Below are 22,776 nucleotides of genomic sequence, written 5' to 3' on the forward strand. Positions count from 1 at the left end.
TCAGTGTTGTCAGAAGTCGAACGAGCTAACCGCTGTTCCTTGCGATGATGAAAGCAGTCGAACCCGTTTCGGGACGCCACTTTTGTTCAATTTCGAACCCATGAGCTTGCATACGCTCTACAAGGATTTCTTGCGTCAGGACGCGGATCTTGGGCAATAGGCCGATGGTCCCGAGAGCTGGTATGACGAACTTCTCGAGACCTTCCAGGCAGACCGTCGAGCTGAAGAACAGGCCACCTTCCTTCAAGGAACTGCGAACACGATCCAGTGTCGCGTCAAGATCCAGTACCAAGTGCAGGATCGACATAGCCAGTACGGCATCATAATGTTGACCCTTCGCCGGAATAGGCCAGCACTCGAACGCGCTGACTTCAAAGTTGATGTTCTTGCTGCCCTGCGCGTCGGCTTTTTCCCGGGCGATTGAGATCATTTCGGATGAATAGTCGATGGCGTCGATATGGGCGACTTTTGGGGCGTGAATGAGCGCCGTCGTACCTGTGCCACAACCAAATTCCAGGACACGATCTTGGGGGGACAGGTGTCTTGCAGTGATGTCCAGTTTGTATTCATACGCGGCTTGGTTTTGGACCGGACGGCGGGCATAGGATCTCGCCATCAGATTCCAGAACCGGGTGGGTTTGATGAACATATCTATTCCTATGGTAGGGTGCAGCAGACGCGATGATTTAGCTGGCGTCTTGGATGTCGAAGACTTTTTCGAGGGGCTTGTCGAATACACGAGAAATCAAGATCGCCAGTTCGAGCGTTGGCGAATACTTGGCGTTTTCAATGGCAACGATGGTTTGTCGGGTGACTCCAACCTTTTCGGCGAGTTCTTTTTGCGTCATTTCATCTGCGTCAAAGCGTAGACGTCTAATGTTGTTGGTGATCCTGAGCTTGCCCATGGATCAATACCCCCGCCGATAGCTAGCAAATTTGACAATATCTGCTGACAGGGATCCGAAAGCCATTCCGAAATAGATGATGTTGAAGCCGGTGAGCGCTGATGCGTTGAGAGCCATGGCGACGACAGCTGAGACAAAACCCGCACCCGCGAAGATAATGATGGCGTAGCTGCCACGGCGCTCGAACATCTTGTCACGTTCATCAACGACGAAGCTGGGTTTGGGTTCGTGAGTAACAATCGCAAACCCAATGTTGAACAGTATGGTGCCGATGATGGTGGCCACGACGCCCAAGGGGATCAGCCAGATCACCATGCGGGCCCAGTTGTTTACAGCGTCTGGGCCATCAAACAATCCAGAGGCATTCATATCCAGAAGCCGTGAAACAACAAATGCACTAACGGCGAGGTTCACGAAGATCGAGACGACCGTATTGCGATCTTGGTAGGTCATTTCTGAAATCCCTTCTGGACAAATCACTTCTAGTGAGTCGATTATTATTTACATCTTGTATGAAATATTATACTCAATGTCAAAAATATTATACTTCAATATCGAAGCGTAGTTGCAGCTTATGCTCGATGATGGGCATCTACCCTTCAACTGGAGTGCTGCGCGTTTGCGACTGGCCCAAAGGTTGCGTCGCCAACTTTTCGAAGACTAGAACCAGCGTTATGCTAGACCCAGTTATCCTGCGATCTCAGCAAACATCCGAAAGCCAGAGGTTGTATTACTAGAGAATTGTTTCTTCCGGATCATGTTGACTACCTCAATGCCATCCAGTGTGGCTGAAGCTGATCTAAATGGCTTGAACCCACACATGTGCCGTACGCGTCATTTAAAGTTTGCGGCACAACCCCTTCGCTTCAGCAGCGGCAACTTTGGACGATATCAAAGTCCCTCACATAATCCGCAAGGGGCAATTCACACCCGGATTCTGTCCGTTTCGGCAGTTCGCCGAGCTCGCGGCCTAACTCACGAGCGATTGCTGAAACCGCTCGGCAGGTTCAGAACTTTGTAACAGAACCGTTCGAGTGCTCGAAATAGTTAAGAATCACCTGGGTCAAAGGCTGCGAATGCGTGGCAAGAAAGGTATGAGGTTCGTTCTGGGAAATCTCAGGGAAAACCTGAGCCCCTAAAATCACGACTCAATTCGACGTTGAATCGCGTCAGCTTCGGATACAAGCTAAGAAAGAGCGCCAACTGTGGTCAGAATCTGCCTCAAACGTGTCCATAAGTGGGGGGAAGCAAGGCAATTTTATGTATCCCCGCTGCAGCCTTGACTAAACTTCCCGGGTACCGCTACGTCATTAAGAAATTATGAAGGTTGTATCAGTTTTTGCGAAACAACCTTGAGTAAAATGAGAATCAATAATCAGAAGTTTGAGGTTAGGAAAATGTTAAATCGGGTCCTGAAAACTACCTCTGGTGCGTTGATGTTGTCCGTCGCGACCATGGCAAACGCTGAAACTGTTCAGTTGAACAGTTTAGACGGCGGAATGACTCTGACCGGAGAGCTAATAGATTTTGATGGCGCCAATTACGAACTCCGAACGGTGGTTGGTACAATCACGGTTGACGCTTTCAAAGTTGAATGCATTGGCGAAGCCTGCCCCAGTCGGAACGAAGGTCCAGTCGAATATGGCATTTCAGGTTCTTCTCGCCTGGTCGATGTCTTATTCGCCGATCTTACGACGCAATTCGGTGAGGAGATTGGCGGCACTGCTTTGCGCTCTGAGGAAGAAGGTGTTGATAAGCTACTGCTCCGCAACGAACTAGGCGAGTTTTTGGCCGAAGTCTCCTTGATGGGTGGTGACTCCGCAGACGGGATCAAACAACTGGTCGATGGAAACTCAGCACTGGCAGTGACCACACGCCCGGCTCAACCCGACGAGCTGGCAAGCGCATCGCAGGCTGGACTCGGGGATATCACCTCGAGTGAAAACGAGAAAATTTTTGCGCTGGACGGTCTAGTTGTTATTACATCGCAAAGTAACCAACTGCGGGCAGTCGCCGAACAGGATCTAGCGCGAATATTTTCCGGAGCCATTTCCAACTGGAGCCAGATTGGTGGGCCCGATGCCCCGATCCAGCTTTACATGCGAGTGCCTGAAAGCGGAACTGCGTTGGTTTTCAATGACCTGATCATGAACCCCGTGGGCGCAACATACGCGAGCGATACAAGCTTTTTCGAAACAGACACGGAATTGGTTGCAGCAGTTGCTTCTGATCCGCTTGGCATCGGAATTACCAGCCTCGCAAGTGCTGATGAGGCCAAGGTTCTTGCAATTCGCGGTGTTTGTGGAATTCAGGTTCCAGCGACACCTTTCACCATCAAGACAGAAGAATACCCGCTTAGCCGACGCTTGTATGCATATACCGGCAAAACTGCGCCAGCACAGTTGAACCGCTTCATGCAATTCCTCGAAAGCGAAAAGGCGCAAGAGACAATTGATGCTTCGGGCTTTGTGTCACTTGGGGAATCCCTGCAAGGCCCCAATGAGCAGGGACTACGCTATCTTGGCGCAGTTATGCCAACCGATGCAGAGGTTACTCTGAAACAGTTGCAGGAAATGTCGGCTGAGCTGTCGGGTGCCGACCGTAGTTCTATAACCTTTCGGTTTGCATTCGGATCCTCTCGCCTGGATACGCGGGCACAGGACGACATAAGGCGCCTTGCTTCGTTGCTTGCCAAGGAAGAAACCACAAACAAAGAACTTCTTTTGATCGGATACACAGACTCTGTCGGTGCTGGCGGATCCAACCGGTCACTCAGTCAGCAGCGTGCCAAACAAGTTAGCAATGCGTTGCTACAAGCAGCGCCTACCAACAGCCTGGACGGGTTAACCATCCGAACTCTGGGTTATGGTGAGATCTCGCCGCTAAGTTGCAACGACACTGAGAATGGTCGCCGTATCAACCGCCGAGTGGAAGTCTGGTTGCGAGACGTTGTCACCACATCCCAGTAGCGAAGCGCCAACTCAGCTTCGGAACGGGAATACAACGGTCAGTGACCAAGACGATAATTCAATGGAGTAACGTCGTATGAGAATGCTCGCAGTATTGGCCAATGTTTTCCTACTGCAATTGTCAGGGGCGGCTGTCGCGCAGGAAGACCCATACAAATCCGCAGTAGACAGCTGGCTCAATGGTAGCGAGGCCGTAGGCCTGCAAGGTTTGTCGGAAGCGGCCAGTCAGGGGAACACATCGGCGCAAATGATCCTTGGTCAGATCGATCGCGATACTGTACCTGGAGGATTTTCCGATTACTTGATCAATCATCAGGCACGAGACCAGCTTCTTCGTGCACCGGATCCCGATAAGGGAACCGTAAACTGGTTGCTTGCTCTGAGCAATCCTGCCCTACAAAAACACGGCGAGGCCATCTTTGGATATCGGGTTGGTCGTCAGCCAATCAGCAATGCGATAGCACTGCAAACTCATGGTGAGATTGAAGGCGCCGAGTATGTATTGTGGAATACACTGAATAACGGCCGCTTTGATCTGATCAATTCCATGCCTTCAGAAAACTACGGCCTGTCCGAAGCCGGTTTTCTCAAGTGGATCGAAGCTTATATGGCGCGGGAAAACAAGGCGATCACGATGCGGGCCTTTGTGGAAGAATCCAATCCCAAACGTGTTTCGGGGTTGTTGGGTCTCAAACGACTGGCACGGCTGTTGAACCTCAATCAGCATTTTTCCGACGAAGCCAACCAGTTCACGACAGTGATGCTGGGCCGGGGCTCGGACTTGCCTGAAAGTGTCGATTTGGTTCGCTTGAACGAAAGCATTTCTCGCATCAGTGAAACCGATAAATACTTGAACATCGTAAAACGCTACTGCGACTCATGCGAAGGTGAAACAGTAGACTACGATTGCGTGGTTCAGGCTCTGGAAATCATAGGTGGCTACAAGACGCTGATGTCCATCCGCACCCCAGTTGAGGGGTCAATTGACCAGGCTACATTCATGAATTCTAATCGTTCGGTCGAAATCTTCGCGCAGTTGGTAAACAACATGCGCCGCCACTACTCTCGTGGCATTCGATCGTCTTGCATTGCCGCTAATCTGAAAGCCAAGATCTAACATATAGCTAAAACAAGGTTTGATTGAGATTATCACATGTTTGAAGGCGTCGTGAACCTTTGCAAAATAGCTTAACCGTTCAATGGTTCCGGTTCCGATAAAGCAAAAGTAAAACGTTTGTATGTACTGACTTCCTACGCTGACCAACTTGGATCGAACAGTGTGCATACTGGAAATCACGAAACAAACGGACTCGCGTAAAGAGTGTGTATAACTGAGAAACGTTTTGTGATTGGAAATTGAATAATTCCTGATGTGCAAGGGACGATAACGGACGGGACGAGGCATGGGCAACGTAATGAAACTAGTAACGACTGGTGATGAAGATACGGGTCAGATGATCGGAGCCTCTTCCGCAGATGATCTCCCTGCCGGCGCCCGGTTGTTGCATGGTCAGTACAAAATTGACCACTACCTGAACAGCGGCGGCTTCGGCATTACCTATCTGGCCAATGACAGTCTCAACCGCAAGGTGGTCATCAAAGAGTGTTTTCCAGCCATGTTCGCGCGCCGACAGAATCTGCTGGTGAAGGCTCGTGTGCAAAAACACAAAGAAGATCTTCGCCAGATTGTGCGGCACTTCATCAACGAAGCACAGCGCCTGGCAACTATGGATCACCCCAATATCGTTGGCGTGCACCAAGTCTTTGAGGACAATGACACCGCCTATATGGCACTGGACTTCGTTGAAGGCCCGGATCTTTTGGACGCAATCGACGACGCTGAAACCCAGCTGGACGAAGCCGATGTCATGTCGATCCTGCGGCAGATTCTGGATGCGGTCGCATTTATGCACAAGCAAGGGATGTTGCATCGGGACATATCGCCTGACAACATTCTGGTCGGACCAAACAAGATACCTGTATTGATTGATTTTGGTGCTGCACGCGAGCAAAATAGGAAAACAAACCGAGTTTTGTCTGCCTTACGCGCAGTCAAGGATGGCTATTCCCCACAGGAATTTTATGTCACTGACGGCGTGCAAGGACCGTTTAGCGACCTCTATTCCTTGGCGGCAACATTCTATCATGTGATCACCGGAGAGCGCGCGCCAGACAGCCAGACTCGGGTCTCTGCGATTGCCGAGCAAAAGCCCGATCCTTGCAAACCTTTGCAGGGGCGCTTTGATAAGTATGATGACGTCTTTCTCGAAGCGCTCGACAAGGCTATGTCGGCGATGCCAAAGGATCGCTTTCAAACCGCTGATGAGTGGCTCGAGGCGATAGATCACTTGACCGAACCGACCGCCGTTGAACAGGATGTTAGAGTTGCGGTCTCTTCATCCGGCGGAATCAACCGTGTCGCAATAACCGGCGGGCTGCTGGCATTTGGAGTTGTAGGTGCCGTAGTCGGCGTGCTGGCCATCGGAGCATTTTCACCATCCTCCGAGCCACAAGCAACGCAAGAGGACGTTTTGGCTGCCGAAGCTGAAGCCCGCGCCCAAGCTGAGATCGAAGCAGCGGCGACAGCAGAAGCAATCGCAGATGCCACCGCACGGGTCGCAGAAGCCGAGGCACGACTGGCCCAAGCCGAAGCCCGCGCGCAGGCAGAGACCATAGCGCGTGCTGAGGCCGAAGCCGCAGCTCAGGCAGCGGCTCAGGCCGAAGCCGAAGCCCGCGCCAAAGCGGCAACCGAATCGGAAGCTCGTGCACAGGCTGAGGCCGAAGCGGCTGCTCAGGCGGCGGCCCAAGCCGAAGCCGAAGCACGTGCCAAAGCCGCTGTCGAGGCAGAAGCACGCGCGCAAGCCGAGGTTGAAGCGGCCGCCAAAGCCGCGGCAGAGGCAGAAGCGCGCGCGCAGGCCGAAGTCGAAGCGGCAGCCAAAGCCGCAGCAGAAGCGCAAGCCCGAGCACAGGCTGAGATCGAAGCAGTCGCAATGGCGATGGCAGAGGCAGAATCGCGCGCGCAGGCTAGCGTTGAAGTTGCTGCTAAAGTGAGCACTGGCGACACAGATCAGGCGAATCTCGAAGCTGATACTACCACTCAAATCGTTCAGGATTTAGGGCCGACTTCAGTGAAATCTGAATGGAAGGTTCTTCTGCCTTTTGTAGCGTCGGCGGATAGTCCCGATACTGTGGAATACGTCGCTAGCGAGGCCCCGGTTTGGGTTCACGCGGGGCTGCGTATTGACTCTGTCAATGGGATTGAAATCAATGATCTGAACTCCATCGCTGCCGTTCTACTTCAATCTGGGGCTACTCCTTCGCAAGAGGGAACCATGGATGTGACCATCGGGCTTTCAAACCCAAGAGACGGTGTAGAAGTGCGGGACGTTACACTGGGTGTCGTACAAGACACGACCTTGTCGAATGGAGTCGTTTTTCAAACTCAATATGCAGAGAATGGAAAATGGGTTACGAGCGTGGTTCATGTCCCAGAAGATGTAGGCCCAGGCACAACTCTGAAACCGAACGACCAGCTGACAGCATATTTTCCGACAGATGAAAATATCGATGGGCAAGATACGATTGCCGATCTTCTGCGTGCAGGTTTGAATGACGGCCAGACTGACTTCAAGTTCACGGTCAGAAGAGGCACTTCTTTGTGGCTGGCGGACTTGCACTACGTGGGCAAGTAATAGAGAGATCATGGCTGAACGCAGTGTGCGAGTTGACCACGCCACATTGAATAGGTGGGTTGTGAAAAAGCATAACACTGGTTCTAGTCTTTCGAAAAGTTTGCGACACCACTGTCTGGGCGTGCGTAACAGACAAAGATAACGAAACCGGTATGTTTCATTTCACCGTATATGGTGAGAGTGAGCCAAAGTTCTCTGAACAAGCCGGTGTTCTGAGCAGCGGTATGGTTACTCGTCGGTTGTTTCTGTGAACCAACGGTATTTAAATTCAGTAGGACAATATGGCTCGCAGAGATGAAAAGCGCATATATAGAATGTGAACGTTGGATGAACGGTATTTCCATGCGAAAAGATGGCTAGGCTTTATTGTTTGGAAGCCTCTCGGTATCAGGTCCGAATACTAGAGACTCAGGATCTGAAAATGCAGTGTTTTCAGTTTCCTACCAGAGAAAATCGGAGTGCAGGTGCTGGGCAATTGCCGTCTTTGGTCCTCACGGAAAAACCTTCTTGGCCTTTTAACCTTGGTTTGGTCCATCAATCAGTACTCGAAGCCAACAACGTGGGTTCGTTTCAAACAGATCAAAAGGACTTCGATAATCTTGCAATTTACATAACTCAATCAGAGGCTTTCTCCACAGAAAGAAGTCTACTGTTTCTGTCAGATTGAAGGTTTGATCTTATCCAGCAACCGTTCAGTTTTACATCACCACCGAAGGCCTACTTCCCGCCAGAGATGTTTTTCACCGCGATCACAAAGCGTACAAAGCGGTCATTCGAGCGGAAAATACCAGGGGCATGTTTGTCCGCACAGCAGACATCGACCACCACTTCTGATCGTTTGAACCATACAAAAACTGTCAGATGACGGCTTTGAGCCCAATCTGTACCTTTGGTATTTTTGCTGCGCGCGCTCGCGCACGAAAATCTCCGTAAGAGGTCAGGTTCCGCCGCCGCAAGACAGCGGCAAAATCTGCCATTCGCCGATTGCGCAGAATTTCTAATACGACATATTCACAGGTTACGGGACAAGACCGCCATCGGCTTCAATCGCGCCAACAGCCGCTGACAAATTTAAGAACCGGATTTCCCAGTCAGCATAAATTGATTTGAAGGTGCGCCTGCCCGTCGCTTGTCCGTTCAACAGAATGTCCTTTGGGACCAATTACACCACGAATGCGCGAGCGGAAATTTGAGAAGCCTTCGGATGTGACAACGTCTACGGCTTCATCCAAGTGCAGCTCTAACCGGAACCATCCTGGTTTCATGATCGAAATAGAGACCACATGCCCCGTGAACGGTTGCGATAGATACGTTCCGCTGACCTTGTCCCCGATGGCCCATCCATTGGGTGGTCCGTTTCCGATGGCTGCAAACATCGTGTTCCAATCGCGGAACCCGTGTTGGTGGGCGACCAACTCGAGGGACTTGGCATGGCCAATCGATGCCCCTTCTTCGGTCAATTTTGTGCGCAAACGCTTAGCTTGATCCTTGGCTTGCGTAGCTGACGGAAATTGCGTGTTCATGACGCCACTCCTTTTTTGGTGTGGAAAATACCCCATTTTAACTCTGGGTCTTGGGCGGAGAGCCACAACACTACAACAGTGAGACCCAACATCATCACTTCGGCCAGCGGGCCCGCATACCAGATGCCAACTTCGCCAAACCAGAGGGGCAACAGGAACGTCAACGGGATCGCAAAGGCATAAGGTTTTGTCAGCCCTAGAAGGGCTGCCTTTCCTGCAGATCCAATCGCCTGAAAATAGGTCGCAATCATCATCAACGGGCCCAACAGGAAAAAGACACATGTCATTACCGGCAAAATGCGCGCAACCTCTGCAATGACCGACGTGTCGTCTACAAACGCGCTGGCGATCCGGCTAGGCATGCTAATCACAACGACCTGTACGATTGCGCAATAAACAAACGCGACCCAAAGTGCCATGCGCAGGCTTGCATCTGACCTTTGCCAAAGTTCAGCACCATAGTTGTTGCCCGTGATCGTCTGCATTGCAAACGACAAGCCCAGAAGAGGCAGGAAAGCAAAGGTGATGACTCGCGTGATGATCCCGTAAGCAGTAATTGTGTCGGCATAACCCGGACGACCAATCCATTGCAGGGCTGAGATAATCGCGGCCGACCCGAGAGCTAGTCCAATGAAATTGAGGCTTTGTGGTGCACCCAGTGCGAGGATCCGCCCCCATTTTCCGCATGCGGAATGGGACAGCAAGGTCGCAGGACGCAGCGATGTTTCCCCAAACAATCGGAACGCAAAAATGATCGCAAACGCGAGCGCTTGTGCCGCCGCAGTTCCATAGGCTGACCCAGCGACGCCCATGTCCAGAACGGCGATTAGTACGTAGTTGAACCCGATGTTTGCAATCGAAACCAACAGACTCATCGCCGCCATGAAGCCCACGCGCCCTTCGTTGCGCAACGCATCAGAATTGACTGACAACACGAACAACAGTGGCGAGAAAAACACCGTAATCCGCAGGTAGACCACCCCCATCTGGGCCAAAGTCTCTGACCCACCAGCGGCCAGCAATGCAACTGGCTGGCCCAATAGAAGGAACAACACTATCAGGACTGCGCCCAGTCCAATTGCCAGCCCATGTGCGCCTGCAAACGTGGCACGCGCGGCGTTCATGTCACCCGCGCCAAGGGATCGCGCCAGAAGGCTCGACATGCCGTTCGCCACAAGCGTGGAAAGCGCCACAATCAGCATGTAGATCGGGAACATCAACGTGACCGCAGCCAGCGCATCAGGACCCACATAAATGCCCAGAAACAGCGCATCTGCAACAGACAGAAGCCCATTCATCCCCATCACGAAAATGATCGGAAATGCGGTCCTAAAGTAGATGGTGCCAAGCGGCCCATCGGTGAATGTATTAGTGGGGGTATCAGTCATATCCCATATCTCTCTTGCCTGATCGCGCAATTTGAGATGGGACCCGCATTACCATCCGCGCGATATGCGGAAAGAGGTAGATAGAGAATTAAGTCGCAGAACTTAACCAAGACAAAAGTCAGCGGGAGGCAGGCGTCCACAGCCTGTACGTTGGCTAATCTGAAATTTTTCTGTCGTCAAGCGGTTAGACTGCATCCGATTTTGCGGAAGCTGACTTACGCCGCGTTGCAGAAAATCGCTAATATGGGCTCAAACCGGACGCTCAAACGCCTGATTGCGTTCCGGCAACATTATAAACCGTAAACAGCTCTTTCGGCTCGGCCACACCGCGCAGCATATAGCGCCCGACCGAGATCAGATCCTGATCGCAGGGCTGCGCCGCGCGAGCTACGTCATCCGAGATCAGTATCCGTTGCCCCAAGGACCGATGCATGCCAGCGATACGCGCGGCCTGATTCACCGCTGGGCCGATCACCGTGAAATCCAAACGTGTCTCAGAACCGATATTGCCATACAGAATTTCGCCCGCATGCAAGGCCAGTGTGAAGTTGGCCACCGGCAGTCCAGCGGATTCGCGCTGCGCATTCAGTTCGGCGATCCGGTCCTGCAACATGGGAACCGCCTGCAGGGCCGCCTGCACGTCCTCTTCAATCTCGCCGACATTGAACATAGCCATCAGTCCATCGCCCATGAACTTCAGGATATTGCCGCCATTATCGTGCACGACGCCAACGGCAACCGCCAGATAGTCGTTCAACATATCGATGATCTCGATTCCGGGCAGATTCTCGGAGAGGCTGGTAAAGCCTTCAAGGTCGAAATTCCATATCACGGCGTCGATCTGCTGTAGGGATCCGCGACGAATTTCACCCGACAAAACACGCCGTCCAGCATCCCGACCTAAGTAGACGCGCATCAGATCTTTGGATATCCGCGCGTTCGAGGCTGACTTTAGTGCCAGGCCCAAATGGGGCAGAGCCGTATTGATAAGGTCAAGATCCTGTTCCCGAAACCCATCCGGCGCGTTCGAGGCCCACGACAACAGGACTCCATCTACGGCTTTTTTTGAGGTCTGCGACCGCGGATCGAAATTCACACCTTTAGCGTAATACTCGGTCGCACCAGCTTCGCGTAATTCATTGATCAATGGATAGCGGCTGGGCTCGTTCTGATCGACCATGCGTTCATGGACGCCGTCAAGATCGTGATGTAAAATCGCATATAGAGGACTGCTCATCCAGTCTTCTCTGGTCTCTTCTGAATACTCGAATTTCTGATAATCACCGCCGGTGTCTTGATACCAGCTGTATCCGGTGCCGCCATATACCGGGTGCAGCGCCGATTGCGCCGCATGAAATCGCATCAGGGGCACACCAAGTTCAATCAGACGGGTACAATAGCCGTCCAGCAATTCTTCTTTTTCGGCACCTTCAATGCCCCGCGTCACCAGCCAGTTGATCAGATCATTTGATTTTGCCGCGTTTTGGTTCGGGGCTGTCATTTCACATTCCTGTGTCCGCTCTGGCTTCCATCTGGGAGCGAAGGGTTCGAATTACCAGAGGTCAATTCATATCAGCCAGCTTTCGCAACATTTTGCGCAACAAGGTAGCCTCGTTTTCTGTGAACATTGCGGCAAGCTGAGCATCATATTGCTGCGCAATACCACGCAATTCGCGATAAACCGACCGTCCGGCCGTGGTCAATGCAAGATGTTCAACGCGGCGATCCGTCTGGCTGACGGTTCTGACAAGAAATCGGCGCTGCTCAAGCCTGCTGACCGCGCGGCTTATCTTGGTTTTGTGAATCCTGGCGCGTTGACCGATTTCTTTCGCGCTCAATTCTCCGTAATTGCCCAGATGAAACAACACTCTCCATTCCGTGCGCAGCATCCCATAGCGGTCTTTGTATACACGCTGAAATTCCAGTGCGCTTTCTTCGGCTGCCCGGTTCAGCAGATAGGGCAGGAAATCCAGCAGATCAAACCCGTCTCTTTCGGTACTTTCTGTCTTTGTCATGCTTGTTAGTTACAAAATCAACTATTATCTCACAAGCAGAAAACAGCAGGAGCCAAGGATGAACCATCCGACAGACCCGCATAAAATGATCCAGGCCAGTACGCCCGCTGGCACCCATCCGGGCTATATGCCCGGCTTTGGCAATGATTTCGAAACCGAGGCCCTACCCGGTGCGCTGCCGCAGGGCATGAACAGCCCGCAACGCTGCAACTATGGGCTATACGGCGAACAACTGAGCGGCACTGCCTTTACCGCCAACCCACCCGAGCGCACCTGGTGCTATCGTATCCGCCCTTCGGTGAAGCATTCGCATCGCTACGATAAGATCAACCTGCCCTATTGGAAATCGGCACCTTGTGTTGACCCAGATGTGACCAGCCTGGGCCAGTATCGCTGGGACCCCGTCGCTCATACCCGAGATAGGCTGACATGGCTGACAGGCATGCGCACGATGACCACAGCAGGGGATGTGAATACGCAGGTCGGGATGGCCAGCCACATCTATCTGGTCACCGAATCGATGGTGGATGACTATTTCTTCTCGGCCGATTCCGAATTGCTGGTGGTGCCGCAAGAAGGCCGCCTGCGCTTTGCGACCGAGTTGGGGATCATCGACCTTGAGCCCAAGGAAATCGCCATTCTGCCGCGCGGGTTGGTCTATCGGGTTGAGGTTCTTGAGGGCCCTGCCCGCGGCTTTGTCTGCGAGAATTACGGGCAAAAATTCGAACTGCCCGGACGCGGGCCGATCGGCGCCAACTGCATGGCCAACCCACGCGATTTCAAGGCACCTATCGCGGCCTATGAAGACCGTGAGGTACCATCGACCGTCACTGTCAAATGGTGCGGGCAGTTCCACACCACAAAGATTGGGCAAAGCCCGCTGGATGTAGTCGCCTGGCACGGCAATTATGCCCCGTACAAATACGACCTGCGCACATATTGCCCGGTGGGTGCGATCCTGTTTGACCACCCTGACCCGTCGATCTTCACCGTACTCACCGCGCCGTCTGGACAACCGGGCACGGCCAATATCGACTTTGTCCTGTTCCGCGAACGCTGGATGGTGGCCGAAGATACGTTCCGCCCCCCTTGGTATCACAAGAACATCATGTCTGAGTTGATGGGGAATATCTATGGCCAGTATGACGCCAAACCACAGGGCTTTGTTCCCGGCGGCATGAGTCTGCACAACATGATGTTGCCGCACGGACCTGACCAGGATGCCTTTGACAACGCGTCGAATTCGAACCTTGGACCGGATAAGTTGGATAATACGATGTCCTTCATGATCGAAACCCGGTTCCCGCAGCATCTGACATCATTTGCAGCGACCGAGGCCCCGCTGCAGGATGATTACATTGACTGCTGGACGTCGCTTGAGAAAAAGTTCGACGGTACACCGGGCAAGAAATAATTCCGATTGAGGTCGCAGATTTTTCGACGAAAAATCTTGGCCCCTGACAAAGGTTTGGAGACAAAATGCCATTGAAGAAATCCTGGGTGAGCTCGGCCAATTCTGCCGATCACCCTTTTCCTTTGAACAACCTGCCTTATGGCGTGTTTTCGACAGGCGGCGAAGACCCGCATTGTGGTGTTGCAATCGGCGAAATGATCCTTGATGTCACAGCTGCCGAGGCCGAGGGACTGGTCGTTCTGGACGACGAACCGCTGTTCGACCTGCCTTTCTGGAACCCGCTGATGGAGCAAGGCCCCGCCGTTTGGGCCGCCCTGCGCAACCGTCTGATGGATCTGCTGGCCGAAGGCAGCGCGGCACAAGATGACGTCGCGCCTTTGCTTGTGGCGCAGGTAGATGCCGAGCTGCACATGCCTTTTGCCGTCAGCGAATATACCGATTTCTACGCCGGTCGGCACCACGCCCAAAATGTCGGCACCATGTTCCGTGGACCAGAGAATGCATTGCCCCCTAACTGGCTGCATATTCCCATCGGGTATAATGGCCGGGCGTCTTCGGTCGTGGTGTCGGGAACAGATATCCGCCGCCCCTGGGGCCAGTTGAAATCCCCCGATCAGGACCTTCCGGCCTTCCTTCCCAGCCGTCGTTTCGACATCGAGCTTGAGATGGGCGCCATCGTGGGCACGCCCTCTGACGGACCAATTTCCGTACAAGAGGCAGACGACAATATCTTTGGCTATGTCCTTCTGAATGACTGGTCCGCCCGCGATATTCAGGCGTGGGAGTATCAGCCGCTTGGGCCGTTTCAGGCCAAGGCAACCGCAACGTCGATCAGCCCATGGATCGTGACCAAGGCGGCGCTGGAACCTTTCCGCTGTGACACGCCCGAGCGGGATTTTGAGTTGCTGGGTCACCTCAAAGAGACCGGCCCGATGCTGTATGACATTGATCTGTCGATCACGATGGCTCCGGACGGCAAGGCCGCAACCACAATCGCGCGAACAAACTATAGTCAGATGTACTATTCCGCCGCACAGCAGTTGGCCCATCACACGACGTCGGGCTGCCCGATGAACACAGGTGATCTGCTGGGGTCCGGCACGATCTCTGGCCCGACAAAGCCCGAGCGCGGTTCGTTGCTGGAGCTCAGCTGGGGCGGGAAAGAGCCGCTGACACTGGAAACCGGCGAAAGCCGCAGCTTTATCGAGGATGGCGACACGCTGACCCTGACAGGGGCGGCCAAGGGGAAAGGGTACACGATCGGATTTGGCGAATGTGCCGGAACCGTGCTGCCCGCTCTCGAAAACCCATATTCGCGATAAGGAACCAGAAATGGCCAAGGCATTTGCGTCCCAAGGGGACATGTCGGAAAAGAAAATCTCGTTCACCGAGGTAGGAGACGGGCTTTATGCCTTTACCGCCGAAGGGGATCCGAATTCGGGCGTCATCATCGGTGATGACAGTGTCATGATTGTCGAGGCACAGGCGACGCCCCGTTTGGCCAACAAGGTAATCGAATGCGTGCGCTCGGTCACCGACAAGCCGATCACGCATGTGGCGCTGACCCATTATCACGCCGTCCGTGTTCTGGGTGCCAGCTCCTTTGGGGCGCAGCAGATCATGATGTCAGACATGGCCCGCGCGATGGTGGTGGAACGGGGACAGGAAGATTGGGACAGTGAGTTCCAGCGTTTCCCGCGCCTGTTCGAAGGGCACGAAAGCATTCCCGGTCTGACCTGGCCCACGACCACGTTCAGCGACACCATGACGGTGTATCTGGGCAAACGTCGGATTGACCTGATGCATCTGGGCCGCGCACATACAGCAGGCGATATCGTGATCCATGTACCCGATCAGAATGTGATGTTTACCGGTGACATCGTCGAGTATCACTCGGCCTGCTACTGCGGCGATGGGCATTTCGGCGACTGGGGCGATACACTGGATGAGATCAAGTGGTTTGATGTCGACGCCATTGCGCCAGGCCGTGGCGATGCCCTGGTCGGCAAGGACATGGTCAATGCAGCCATCGAAAACACCCGGGATTTTGTCGACAGCACCTATCGTCCAGCAGCCAAGGTTGCGGCGCGCGGAGGAAGCCTGAAAGAAGCATGGGACGCGGTGCGCGCCGAATGCGACCCGAAATTCGCCGATTACGCGATCTATGAACACTGCCTGCCCTTCAACGTCGCCCGTGCCTATGACGAGGCGCGCGGGATCGACACCCCGCGCATCTGGACCGCCCAACGAGATCTGGAGATGTGGGAAGCCTTGCAGAGTTAAGGACATACGGTCGCATTTGATCCAGATCGTTTTTCGCAGGACGGATTGGTGAGACCCTGGGATCGGGACCACTGAGCCTGAACGGCTGGTGGAAAGGACCCTCAGCGCAGCGCAATGGGAGAGCCCCATGAACAAGATCTTCGAAATACCGCTTTACGCCTACGCGCGAAATCCCGATCAGGACGCCGTAGCCCCAATACGCCACAAGGTGATCGTCATCGGCGCCGGGCCAATCGGCTTGGCCACAGCTATTGATCTGGCACAACAGGGCGTTGAGGTTGTCGTTCTGGACGAAAATGACAAGGTCAGCTTTGGCAGCCGGGCCATCTGTTTTTCCCAGCGCACGCTGGACATAGCCGACAGGCTTGGATGCGCAGAGCCCTTGGTCCGGAAAGGTGTTCTTTGGGATACCGGCAAGGTCTTTTTCGACACAAGACAGATCTATGAGTTCAATTTGCAGCCAGAACAAGGCTATGCCAATCCGGCATTTATCAATCTGCAGCAATATCACCTAGAACAGATCCTTGTGGACCGCTTGCGCGCACTCCAAGCTGAAGGCGCGCCAATCGATATTCGCGGCCGCAATAGGGTCGAGGCGATCGGCACCCATGAGGACCATGTCACGCTTGAGGTAGAGACCCCCGAAGGCCCCTACAACATAGAAGCCGACTGGTTGATCGCCTGTGACGGCGCGCACTCTCCGGCCCGCAGGATGCTCGGGTTGGATTTCGACGGGCGCGTGTTCGAAGATAACTTCCTGATAGCTGATGTCGTGATGGAGGCTGACTTTCCTTCCGAACGCTGGTTCTGGTTTGATCCACCGTTCAACAGGGGGCAATCCGCCCTGCTTCACAAACAGCCTGACAATGTTTGGCGCATTGACCTGCAACTGGGTTGGGATATCGACAAGGAACGGGAAAAACGGCCCGAGAATGTGATCCCGCGCCTCAAGGAGATGCTGGGCAAAGATGTCGAATTCGATTTAGAATGGGTCTCGATCTATACCTTCCAGTGTCGCCGGATGGAGCGATTCCGGTATGGCCGGGTCCTGTTTGCCGGCGACAGCGCCCATCAGGTTAGCCCGTTTGGTGCGCGTGGGGCCAATTCGGGTGTGCAGGATTCGGACAACCTGTGTTGGAAGCTGAAGCTGGTTATCGACGGAAAAGCGCCCGATTATTTGCTGGATAGCTACAGCCATGAACGGGTGCAGGCCGCTGATGAGAATATTGCCTATTCCAGTCGCTCGACCGACTTCATCACGCCGAAATCCCAGATGTCCCGCCTGTTGCGCGACGCCGTTCTTGACCTGGGCGAGCACTACGAATTCGCGCGCCCTCTGGTGAATTCCGGCCGTCTGAGCACACCTTGTACCTATGCGGGCTCGTCGTTGAATTCCGCAGATGCGCTGAACGGGCCAGATATTACCCGTCCCGGCGCTGCGTGTCCGGATGCCCCCCTCGGCGCCGCGTTCCTGCTGCCGAAACTCGCGGGCAAGTTTACCCTTTTGACGATTGACGCCGACGCACCAGACACTCTTGAGGAAGACGGGGTTCAGGCAACCCGCTTGGCGTTGTCCGTTAAGGACGATCCGACCCTGGCGCTCAAGCGCCGCTATCTGGGGGATGCCACCAGCGCGGTTTATCTGATCCGTCCCGATCAACACGTGGCCGCCCGCCGTGATACGTACGAAGAAAACGCATTCCGGCAGGCGATCCGCAGGGCCACCGGTAAGGAGTAAGCGAGATGACCCAACTGATCCTCACCCCTAATCTGGACAATGCAGATGATTTCTATTTTGAACTGATCGCCGCCCATGACGGGCTGGATAAAACCGACAGCGACGCGCTGAATGCGCGGCTGGTACTGGTGCTAGCCAACCATATCGGAAATGCCGAGGTGTTGTCTGAAGCCCTGAAAGCCGCCAAGCTGAACGAGAATTGACGTAAACAGGAGGCCAGCGATGAGTGGCGTAGTTCTGTATGATTATTGGCGCTCGTCGGCCAGCTACCGGGTGCGGATCGCATTAAACTTGGCTGGCATCACCTATCGTGCGGTGTCTGTCGATCTTGTCGCCGGAGATCACAAATCTGACGCTCATCTGAGGCGCAACCCGCAGGGGCTGGTTCCTGTGCTTGAGATTGACGGGCTGCGGCTGACGCAATCTTTGGCAATCATCGACTATCTGGACATGACACGGGGTCTGGGGTTGCTTCCTGCGGAACCCGGTATTCGCGCACAAGCACTGGCGCTGGCACAAACGATAGCCATTGATCTTCACCCAGTCTGCAATTTGTCAGTCGCACGCCATGCAACCGCGCTCAGTGGGAATGCAGAAGGCATGCCTGGCAACTGGATGAACCATTTCATACGACCGGGTCTGCTTGCGTTCGAAGCCCAGTTGGGCGGTTTCCAACAGACCCCATATTGCACTGGGCCGCAGCTAGGGCTGGCTGATCTGTGCCTGATCCCACAGATGTACAATGCCCGCCGCTATCAGGTCGATCTGACCGACCTGCCCCGTATCCTGGGCGTCGAGGCCGCCTGCGCCAAACACCCAGCCTTTGCCGCAGCGCATCCCGATCAACACGCCCCCACCTGATCCTCTGCACAGGGTCTGTGTGACGATGCGAATGGGAATTGCCTGACCCCTGCCTTACGTTCTTCAAAACAAAATGCAGGAGGCCCCAATGCCCGAAATCATCGGCTATCACGCCCATGTCTATTTCGATGCAGAAACGCAGGATACCGCCCGGCAGCTCTGTGAAGAAGCAGTGCGCCTGTTCCCAGTTGCAATGGGGCGGATGCACGCCCGCAATGTAGGCCCACATCCAAGGTGGAGCTGCCAGTTGGGCTTTGCAGCCGACGCATTTGATCAGGTCATTCCCTGGCTGACGCTGAATCGGCAAGGGTTGACGATATTCACCCATCCCGAAACCGGCGAGCATCTGGCAGACCACCGCGACCGCGCCATTTGGATGGGTGAGATGCTGGATCTGGATCTGTCGATCTTCGACCAGCTTTAACCCAACGCCTTCGCCTGATCTCTCAGCTTGAACTTCTGAATCTTGCCGGTCGAGGTCTTTGGCAAAGGACCGAAGACCACCGTCTTAGGCACCTTGAAATGGGCCATGTTGTCCCGGCAGAACGCGATGATCTCTGCTTCTGTCGCTTGCCCATCTGGTTTGAGTTCAACAAAGGCGCAGGGTGTTTCGCCCCATTTGTCATCGGGGCGGGCGACCACGGCGGCCTCCATCACGACGGGGTGCTTGTACAAGATATCCTCAACCTCAACCGATGAGATATTCTCACCTCCTGAGATGATGATATCTTTGGACCGGTCCTTGAGTGCGACATATCCATCCGCATGCATCACCCCAAGATCGCCCGAGGCGAACCAGCCGCCCCGGAACGCCTTGTCCGTGGCATCGGAGTTTTTGAGATAACCTTTCATGACAACATTGCCCTGCATGAAAATCTCACCCAGCGTCTCGCCATCCGCAGGCACGGGTTCCAACGTATCCGGGTCGGCCACCATAAGGCCGGACAGGGCCGAATACCGCACACCCTGACGAACCTTCAAAGCGGCGCGTTCTTCGCCTTCTTTGCTGTTCCATTCATCCTTCCAGGCGCAGACCACGGACGGACCATAAGTCTCGGTCAGGCCATAGACATGGGTAACCTCGATCCCCATATCCTCCATCTTCTTAACCACAGCCGCCGGAGGTGGAGCGCCTGCGGTCATCACTTTGATCTCGTGATCGAAATCCTTAAGGTGATCGGGCGCGTTGGCCAACATGTTCAGAACAATCGGCGCACCGCAGAAATGCGTGACCTTCTCGTCCCGGAAGGCGGCATAAATCGGCTCATCCCGAACCGCCCGCAGGCAAACCGAGACCCCTGCATTTGCCGCCATGGCCCAAGGGAAACACCAGCCGTTGCAGTGGAACATCGGCAAGGTCCACAGATAGACTGAATGCCGGGGCATGCCCCAGTCCAGCAGATCAGATTGGGCATTCAGGGCCGCACCGCGGTGATGATACACAACCCCTTTTGGATTGCCTGTGGTGCCCGAGGTATAATTCAGCGTGATCGCATCCCATTCATCCGCTGGCAGGGACCATGCGAACTCGGGATCGCCTTCGGCCAAGAGCGCATCGTAAGTCAGACTGCCCTGTTTCTCGCCACCATCAAAGCTGGGATCCTCGATATCGATGACGAGAATATCGTGATCAACCTGTTCCAATGCGTCTTGCACAATCGCAGAAAATTCCGGATCGACCAGCAGCACCTTGGATTCAGCATGGTTCAGGATGAAGGCAATGATCGGCGCGTCCAGCCGGGTGTTAATCGCGTTCAGCACGGCGCCGGCCATGGGAATGCCAAAATGGGCCTCGTACAGTTCGGGGATGTTTGCTGCGATGATCGAAACTGTATCTCCTCGCCCTATTCCACGCCTATCCAGGGCGCTCGCCAGTCGACGACAACGGGTATAGGTTTCGGCCCAGGAATACCGGCGGACGCCATAAACAACTGATGGGTAATCAGGGTAGACCTGCGCCGTCCGTTCGATAAAGCTTAGCGGTGACAGCGGCGTATAATTCGCCTGGCATTGATCCAAGTGGCGTTCATATATGTTGGCCCCTGTCATCTGCGGATCCTCCCAAATCGCAAGTTGCGCGAATTGAACACAAACATAGTCCCATGACAAACCCGTAGAAATACGGGCTGAGGCGGCCAAATAACTGTGCTGTGCCCGACTGGCGATACGAACCTACCCGATCTGGCCCTATCTTGTACTGGCCATTCACGCTGATCTGAGCCATCGAATATACAAGCCGAGGCGACACCGCCTCTGTAAGATGTGCACACGCTAATTTTGAAAGGACATGTCATGGACGGCACGTTCAACGAAAACGATCTTTCCCGCGTCGTCGAAGCCGACCGCGCCCATATTTGGCACCACTTGATCCAGCATAAACCCTTTGAAACCAACGACCCGCGCATCATTGTCGAAGGTAAGGGCATGCGTGTCTGGGATCAAAAAGGCAAAGAGCATCTGGACGCTGTATCGGGCGGCGTATGGACTGTGAATGTCGGCTATGGCCGCGAATCGATCTGTAAGGCGGTTTACGACCAGCTGATGAAGCTGTGCTATTTCGCCAACTCGGCGGGCTCGATCCCAGGTGCTTTGTTCGCCGAAAAGCTGATCGAGAAAATGCCTGGCATGAGCCGCGTGTATTACACCAACTCGGGCAGCGAGGCGAATGAGAAGGCGTTCAAGATGGTTCGCCAAATCGCCCACAAGAAATACGGTGGCAAGAAGACCAAGATTTTGTACCGTGACCGCGACTATCACGGCTCGACCCTGGCAGCGATGTCGGCAGGTGGTCAGGACGAGCGCAACGCGCAGTACGGGCCTTTCGCCCCCGGTTTCATCCGCGTGCCGCATTGCATGGAATACCGCAAGCACGAGCTGGACGGTGCGCCCGAAGAGAATTTCGGCGAATGGGCCGCGGATCAGATCGAAGAGGTGATCCTGCGCGAAGGCCCGGATACGGTTGGCGCCCTGTGCCTTGAGCCCGTGACCGCAGGCGGCGGCGTGATCGAAGCGCCCGAGGGTTATTGGCAGCGTGTGCAGGAGATCTGCAAGAAGTACGACATCCTGCTGCATATCGACGAGGTCGTCTGTGGCGTTGGCCGCACCGGTACCTGGTTCGGGTATCAGCAATATGGTGTGAAGCCGGATTTCGTGACCATGGCCAAGGGTGTCGCCTCGGGCTATGCCGCCATCGCCTGCATGGTAACTACTGAGGAAGTCTTTGACATGTTCAAAGAAGACGCCTCGGACCCGATGGGCTATTTCCGCGACATCTCGACCTTTGGGGGCTGCACCGCCGGTCCAGCGGCCGCGATCGAGAACATGCGGATCATCGAGGATGAGAACCTGCTGGCCAACTGTGTCGCTATGGGTGACCGGATGACGGGCAACCTTCAGGCGCTGATGGAAAAGCACAAGGTCGTCGGCGACGTCCGCGGCAAGGGCCTGTTCCTGGGTGCTGAGCTGGTCGCAGACCGCGCGTCCCGTGAGCCAGTTGATGAGAAGCTTGCCCAGGCCGTTGTGGCCGACTGCATGGCGCAAGGCGTGATCATCGGCGTCACCAACCGCTCGGTCCCCGGTCGGAACAACACTCTGTGCTTCTCACCAGCGCTGATTGCCACCGCGGATGACATCGACCAAATCACCGATGCTGTCGATGGCGCACTGGGGCGTGTATTCGGCTGACACCGTTAGCAGTCTCTTAGGATGAGACTATGAAAACCGGCGCTGCTTGCGTCGGTTTTTTCTCAATACGGATGCCCGAACCCTCAATATGCGACCGGATGCTCCCGCTCAGTGCTGAATGTCGGTGGCCCGGGTTGTAGAATCCGTTGATGTATTCTTTGAGCGTAAGCGGTGCAACTGACCCCCGAATTAGCCCCTGATCTGCCTCTTGTTTCCATTGCATATTGTCTAGGGTCAGGACCCATTGATTTCCGTTTTGCGGCGTGATTCACGGTTCAAAAACGAGCGGTGAACATGTCTGATC

General features: G+C 54.4%; 19 protein-coding genes. 11 read left to right on the forward strand and 8 right to left on the reverse strand.

What is annotated here, in order from left to right:
• Positions 1-25: 25 nt before the first annotated feature.
• From AC2FHW_RS12255 to AC2FHW_RS12265, 3 genes are read right to left on the reverse strand one after another with little or no spacing between them, the layout of a single operon-like run.
• The gene (locus tag AC2FHW_RS12255; protein ID WP_282022222.1) at positions 26-649 is read right to left on the reverse strand and encodes a class I SAM-dependent methyltransferase; all 624 of its coding nucleotides are present in this window, start codon (positions 647-649) and stop codon (positions 26-28) included.
• Positions 650-686: 37 nt separating this feature from the next.
• Entirely contained in the window at positions 687-905 is a 219-nt protein-coding gene (locus tag AC2FHW_RS12260; RefSeq protein WP_142639124.1) for a helix-turn-helix transcriptional regulator, read from the reverse strand.
• A gap of 3 nt (positions 906-908) precedes the next feature.
• Positions 909-1,358, reverse strand: a complete 450-nt coding sequence (locus tag AC2FHW_RS12265; RefSeq protein ID WP_271951474.1) for a hypothetical protein — start codon at positions 1,356-1,358, stop codon at positions 909-911.
• Between the two features lie 944 nt (positions 1,359-2,302).
• Here AC2FHW_RS12265 and AC2FHW_RS12270 point away from each other — a divergent pair.
• The 3 genes from AC2FHW_RS12270 (at position 2,303) to AC2FHW_RS12280 (ending at position 7,566) form a co-directional block, all read left to right on the forward strand.
• A complete protein-coding gene (locus AC2FHW_RS12270) occupies positions 2,303-3,874 on the forward strand; it encodes a phosphate ABC transporter substrate-binding/OmpA family protein (RefSeq protein WP_142639120.1) in 1,572 nt (523 codons plus the stop codon).
• 94 nt (positions 3,875-3,968) lie between these two features.
• Positions 3,969-4,991, forward strand: a complete 1,023-nt coding sequence (locus AC2FHW_RS12275) for a hypothetical protein (RefSeq protein ID WP_271951478.1) — start codon at positions 3,969-3,971, stop codon at positions 4,989-4,991.
• Positions 4,992-5,289: 298 nt separating this feature from the next.
• On the forward strand, positions 5,290-7,566 hold the full coding sequence (locus AC2FHW_RS12280; RefSeq protein WP_271951479.1) for a serine/threonine-protein kinase: 2,277 nt from the start codon (positions 5,290-5,292) through the stop codon (positions 7,564-7,566).
• Positions 7,567-8,657: 1,091 nt separating this feature from the next.
• Here the strand turns inward: AC2FHW_RS12280 and AC2FHW_RS12285 are convergent.
• From AC2FHW_RS12285 to AC2FHW_RS12300, 4 genes are all read right to left on the reverse strand, one after another.
• Complete coding sequence (locus AC2FHW_RS12285) at positions 8,658-9,089, reverse strand: glyoxalase superfamily protein (protein ID WP_271951480.1); 432 nt, start codon at positions 9,087-9,089, stop codon at positions 8,658-8,660.
• A complete protein-coding gene (locus AC2FHW_RS12290; RefSeq protein WP_271951482.1) occupies positions 9,086-10,477 on the reverse strand; it encodes an MATE family efflux transporter in 1,392 nt (463 codons plus the stop codon). The genes AC2FHW_RS12285 and AC2FHW_RS12290 overlap by 4 nt, the downstream gene beginning before the upstream one ends.
• Before the next feature lie 262 nt (positions 10,478-10,739).
• The gene (locus AC2FHW_RS12295) at positions 10,740-11,978 is read right to left on the reverse strand and encodes an adenylate/guanylate cyclase domain-containing protein (protein ID WP_271951484.1); all 1,239 of its coding nucleotides are present in this window, start codon (positions 11,976-11,978) and stop codon (positions 10,740-10,742) included.
• A 61-nt stretch (positions 11,979-12,039) separates the two neighbouring features.
• On the reverse strand, positions 12,040-12,492 hold the full coding sequence (locus AC2FHW_RS12300; protein ID WP_142639108.1) for a MarR family winged helix-turn-helix transcriptional regulator: 453 nt from the start codon (positions 12,490-12,492) through the stop codon (positions 12,040-12,042).
• A gap of 58 nt (positions 12,493-12,550) precedes the next feature.
• Here AC2FHW_RS12300 and hmgA point away from each other — a divergent pair, with 58 nt between their 5' ends.
• From hmgA to AC2FHW_RS12335, 7 genes are all read left to right on the forward strand, one after another.
• Positions 12,551-13,906: a homogentisate 1,2-dioxygenase gene (gene hmgA, locus AC2FHW_RS12305; RefSeq protein ID WP_496708280.1), complete on the forward strand. Its 1,356-nt coding sequence runs from the start codon at positions 12,551-12,553 to the stop codon at positions 13,904-13,906.
• A 65-nt stretch (positions 13,907-13,971) separates the two neighbouring features.
• A complete protein-coding gene (fahA, locus tag AC2FHW_RS12310; protein WP_271951488.1) occupies positions 13,972-15,228 on the forward strand; it encodes a fumarylacetoacetase in 1,257 nt (418 codons plus the stop codon).
• Between the two features lie 10 nt (positions 15,229-15,238).
• Complete coding sequence (locus tag AC2FHW_RS12315; protein ID WP_496821985.1) at positions 15,239-16,189, forward strand: MBL fold metallo-hydrolase; 951 nt, start codon at positions 15,239-15,241, stop codon at positions 16,187-16,189.
• Between the two features lie 127 nt (positions 16,190-16,316).
• Complete coding sequence (locus AC2FHW_RS12320; protein WP_496821987.1) at positions 16,317-17,927, forward strand: FAD-dependent oxidoreductase; 1,611 nt, start codon at positions 16,317-16,319, stop codon at positions 17,925-17,927.
• Positions 17,928-17,932: 5 nt separating this feature from the next.
• Positions 17,933-18,130 carry a DUF2783 domain-containing protein gene (locus AC2FHW_RS12325; RefSeq protein ID WP_142639098.1) on the forward strand — a complete coding sequence of 66 codons (198 nt, stop codon included), beginning with the start codon at positions 17,933-17,935 and terminating at the stop codon, positions 18,128-18,130.
• A 19-nt stretch (positions 18,131-18,149) separates the two neighbouring features.
• On the forward strand, positions 18,150-18,788 hold the full coding sequence (gene maiA, locus AC2FHW_RS12330; RefSeq protein WP_282022213.1) for a maleylacetoacetate isomerase: 639 nt from the start codon (positions 18,150-18,152) through the stop codon (positions 18,786-18,788).
• A gap of 88 nt (positions 18,789-18,876) precedes the next feature.
• Complete coding sequence (locus AC2FHW_RS12335) at positions 18,877-19,212, forward strand: DOPA 4,5-dioxygenase family protein (protein WP_142639094.1); 336 nt, start codon at positions 18,877-18,879, stop codon at positions 19,210-19,212.
• Here AC2FHW_RS12335 and AC2FHW_RS12340 read toward each other — a convergent pair.
• A complete protein-coding gene (locus tag AC2FHW_RS12340) occupies positions 19,209-20,837 on the reverse strand; it encodes an acyl-CoA synthetase (protein WP_496821988.1) in 1,629 nt (542 codons plus the stop codon). The two genes, AC2FHW_RS12335 and AC2FHW_RS12340, sit on opposite strands and share 4 nt — an antisense overlap.
• A gap of 243 nt (positions 20,838-21,080) precedes the next feature.
• Here AC2FHW_RS12340 and AC2FHW_RS12345 point away from each other — a divergent pair, with 243 nt between their 5' ends.
• Positions 21,081-22,472 carry an aminotransferase family protein gene (locus AC2FHW_RS12345; RefSeq protein WP_142639090.1) on the forward strand — a complete coding sequence of 464 codons (1,392 nt, stop codon included), beginning with the start codon at positions 21,081-21,083 and terminating at the stop codon, positions 22,470-22,472.
• Positions 22,473-22,776 lie beyond the last annotated feature (304 nt).

The organism is Ruegeria sp. YTSA108, assembly GCF_059610185.1.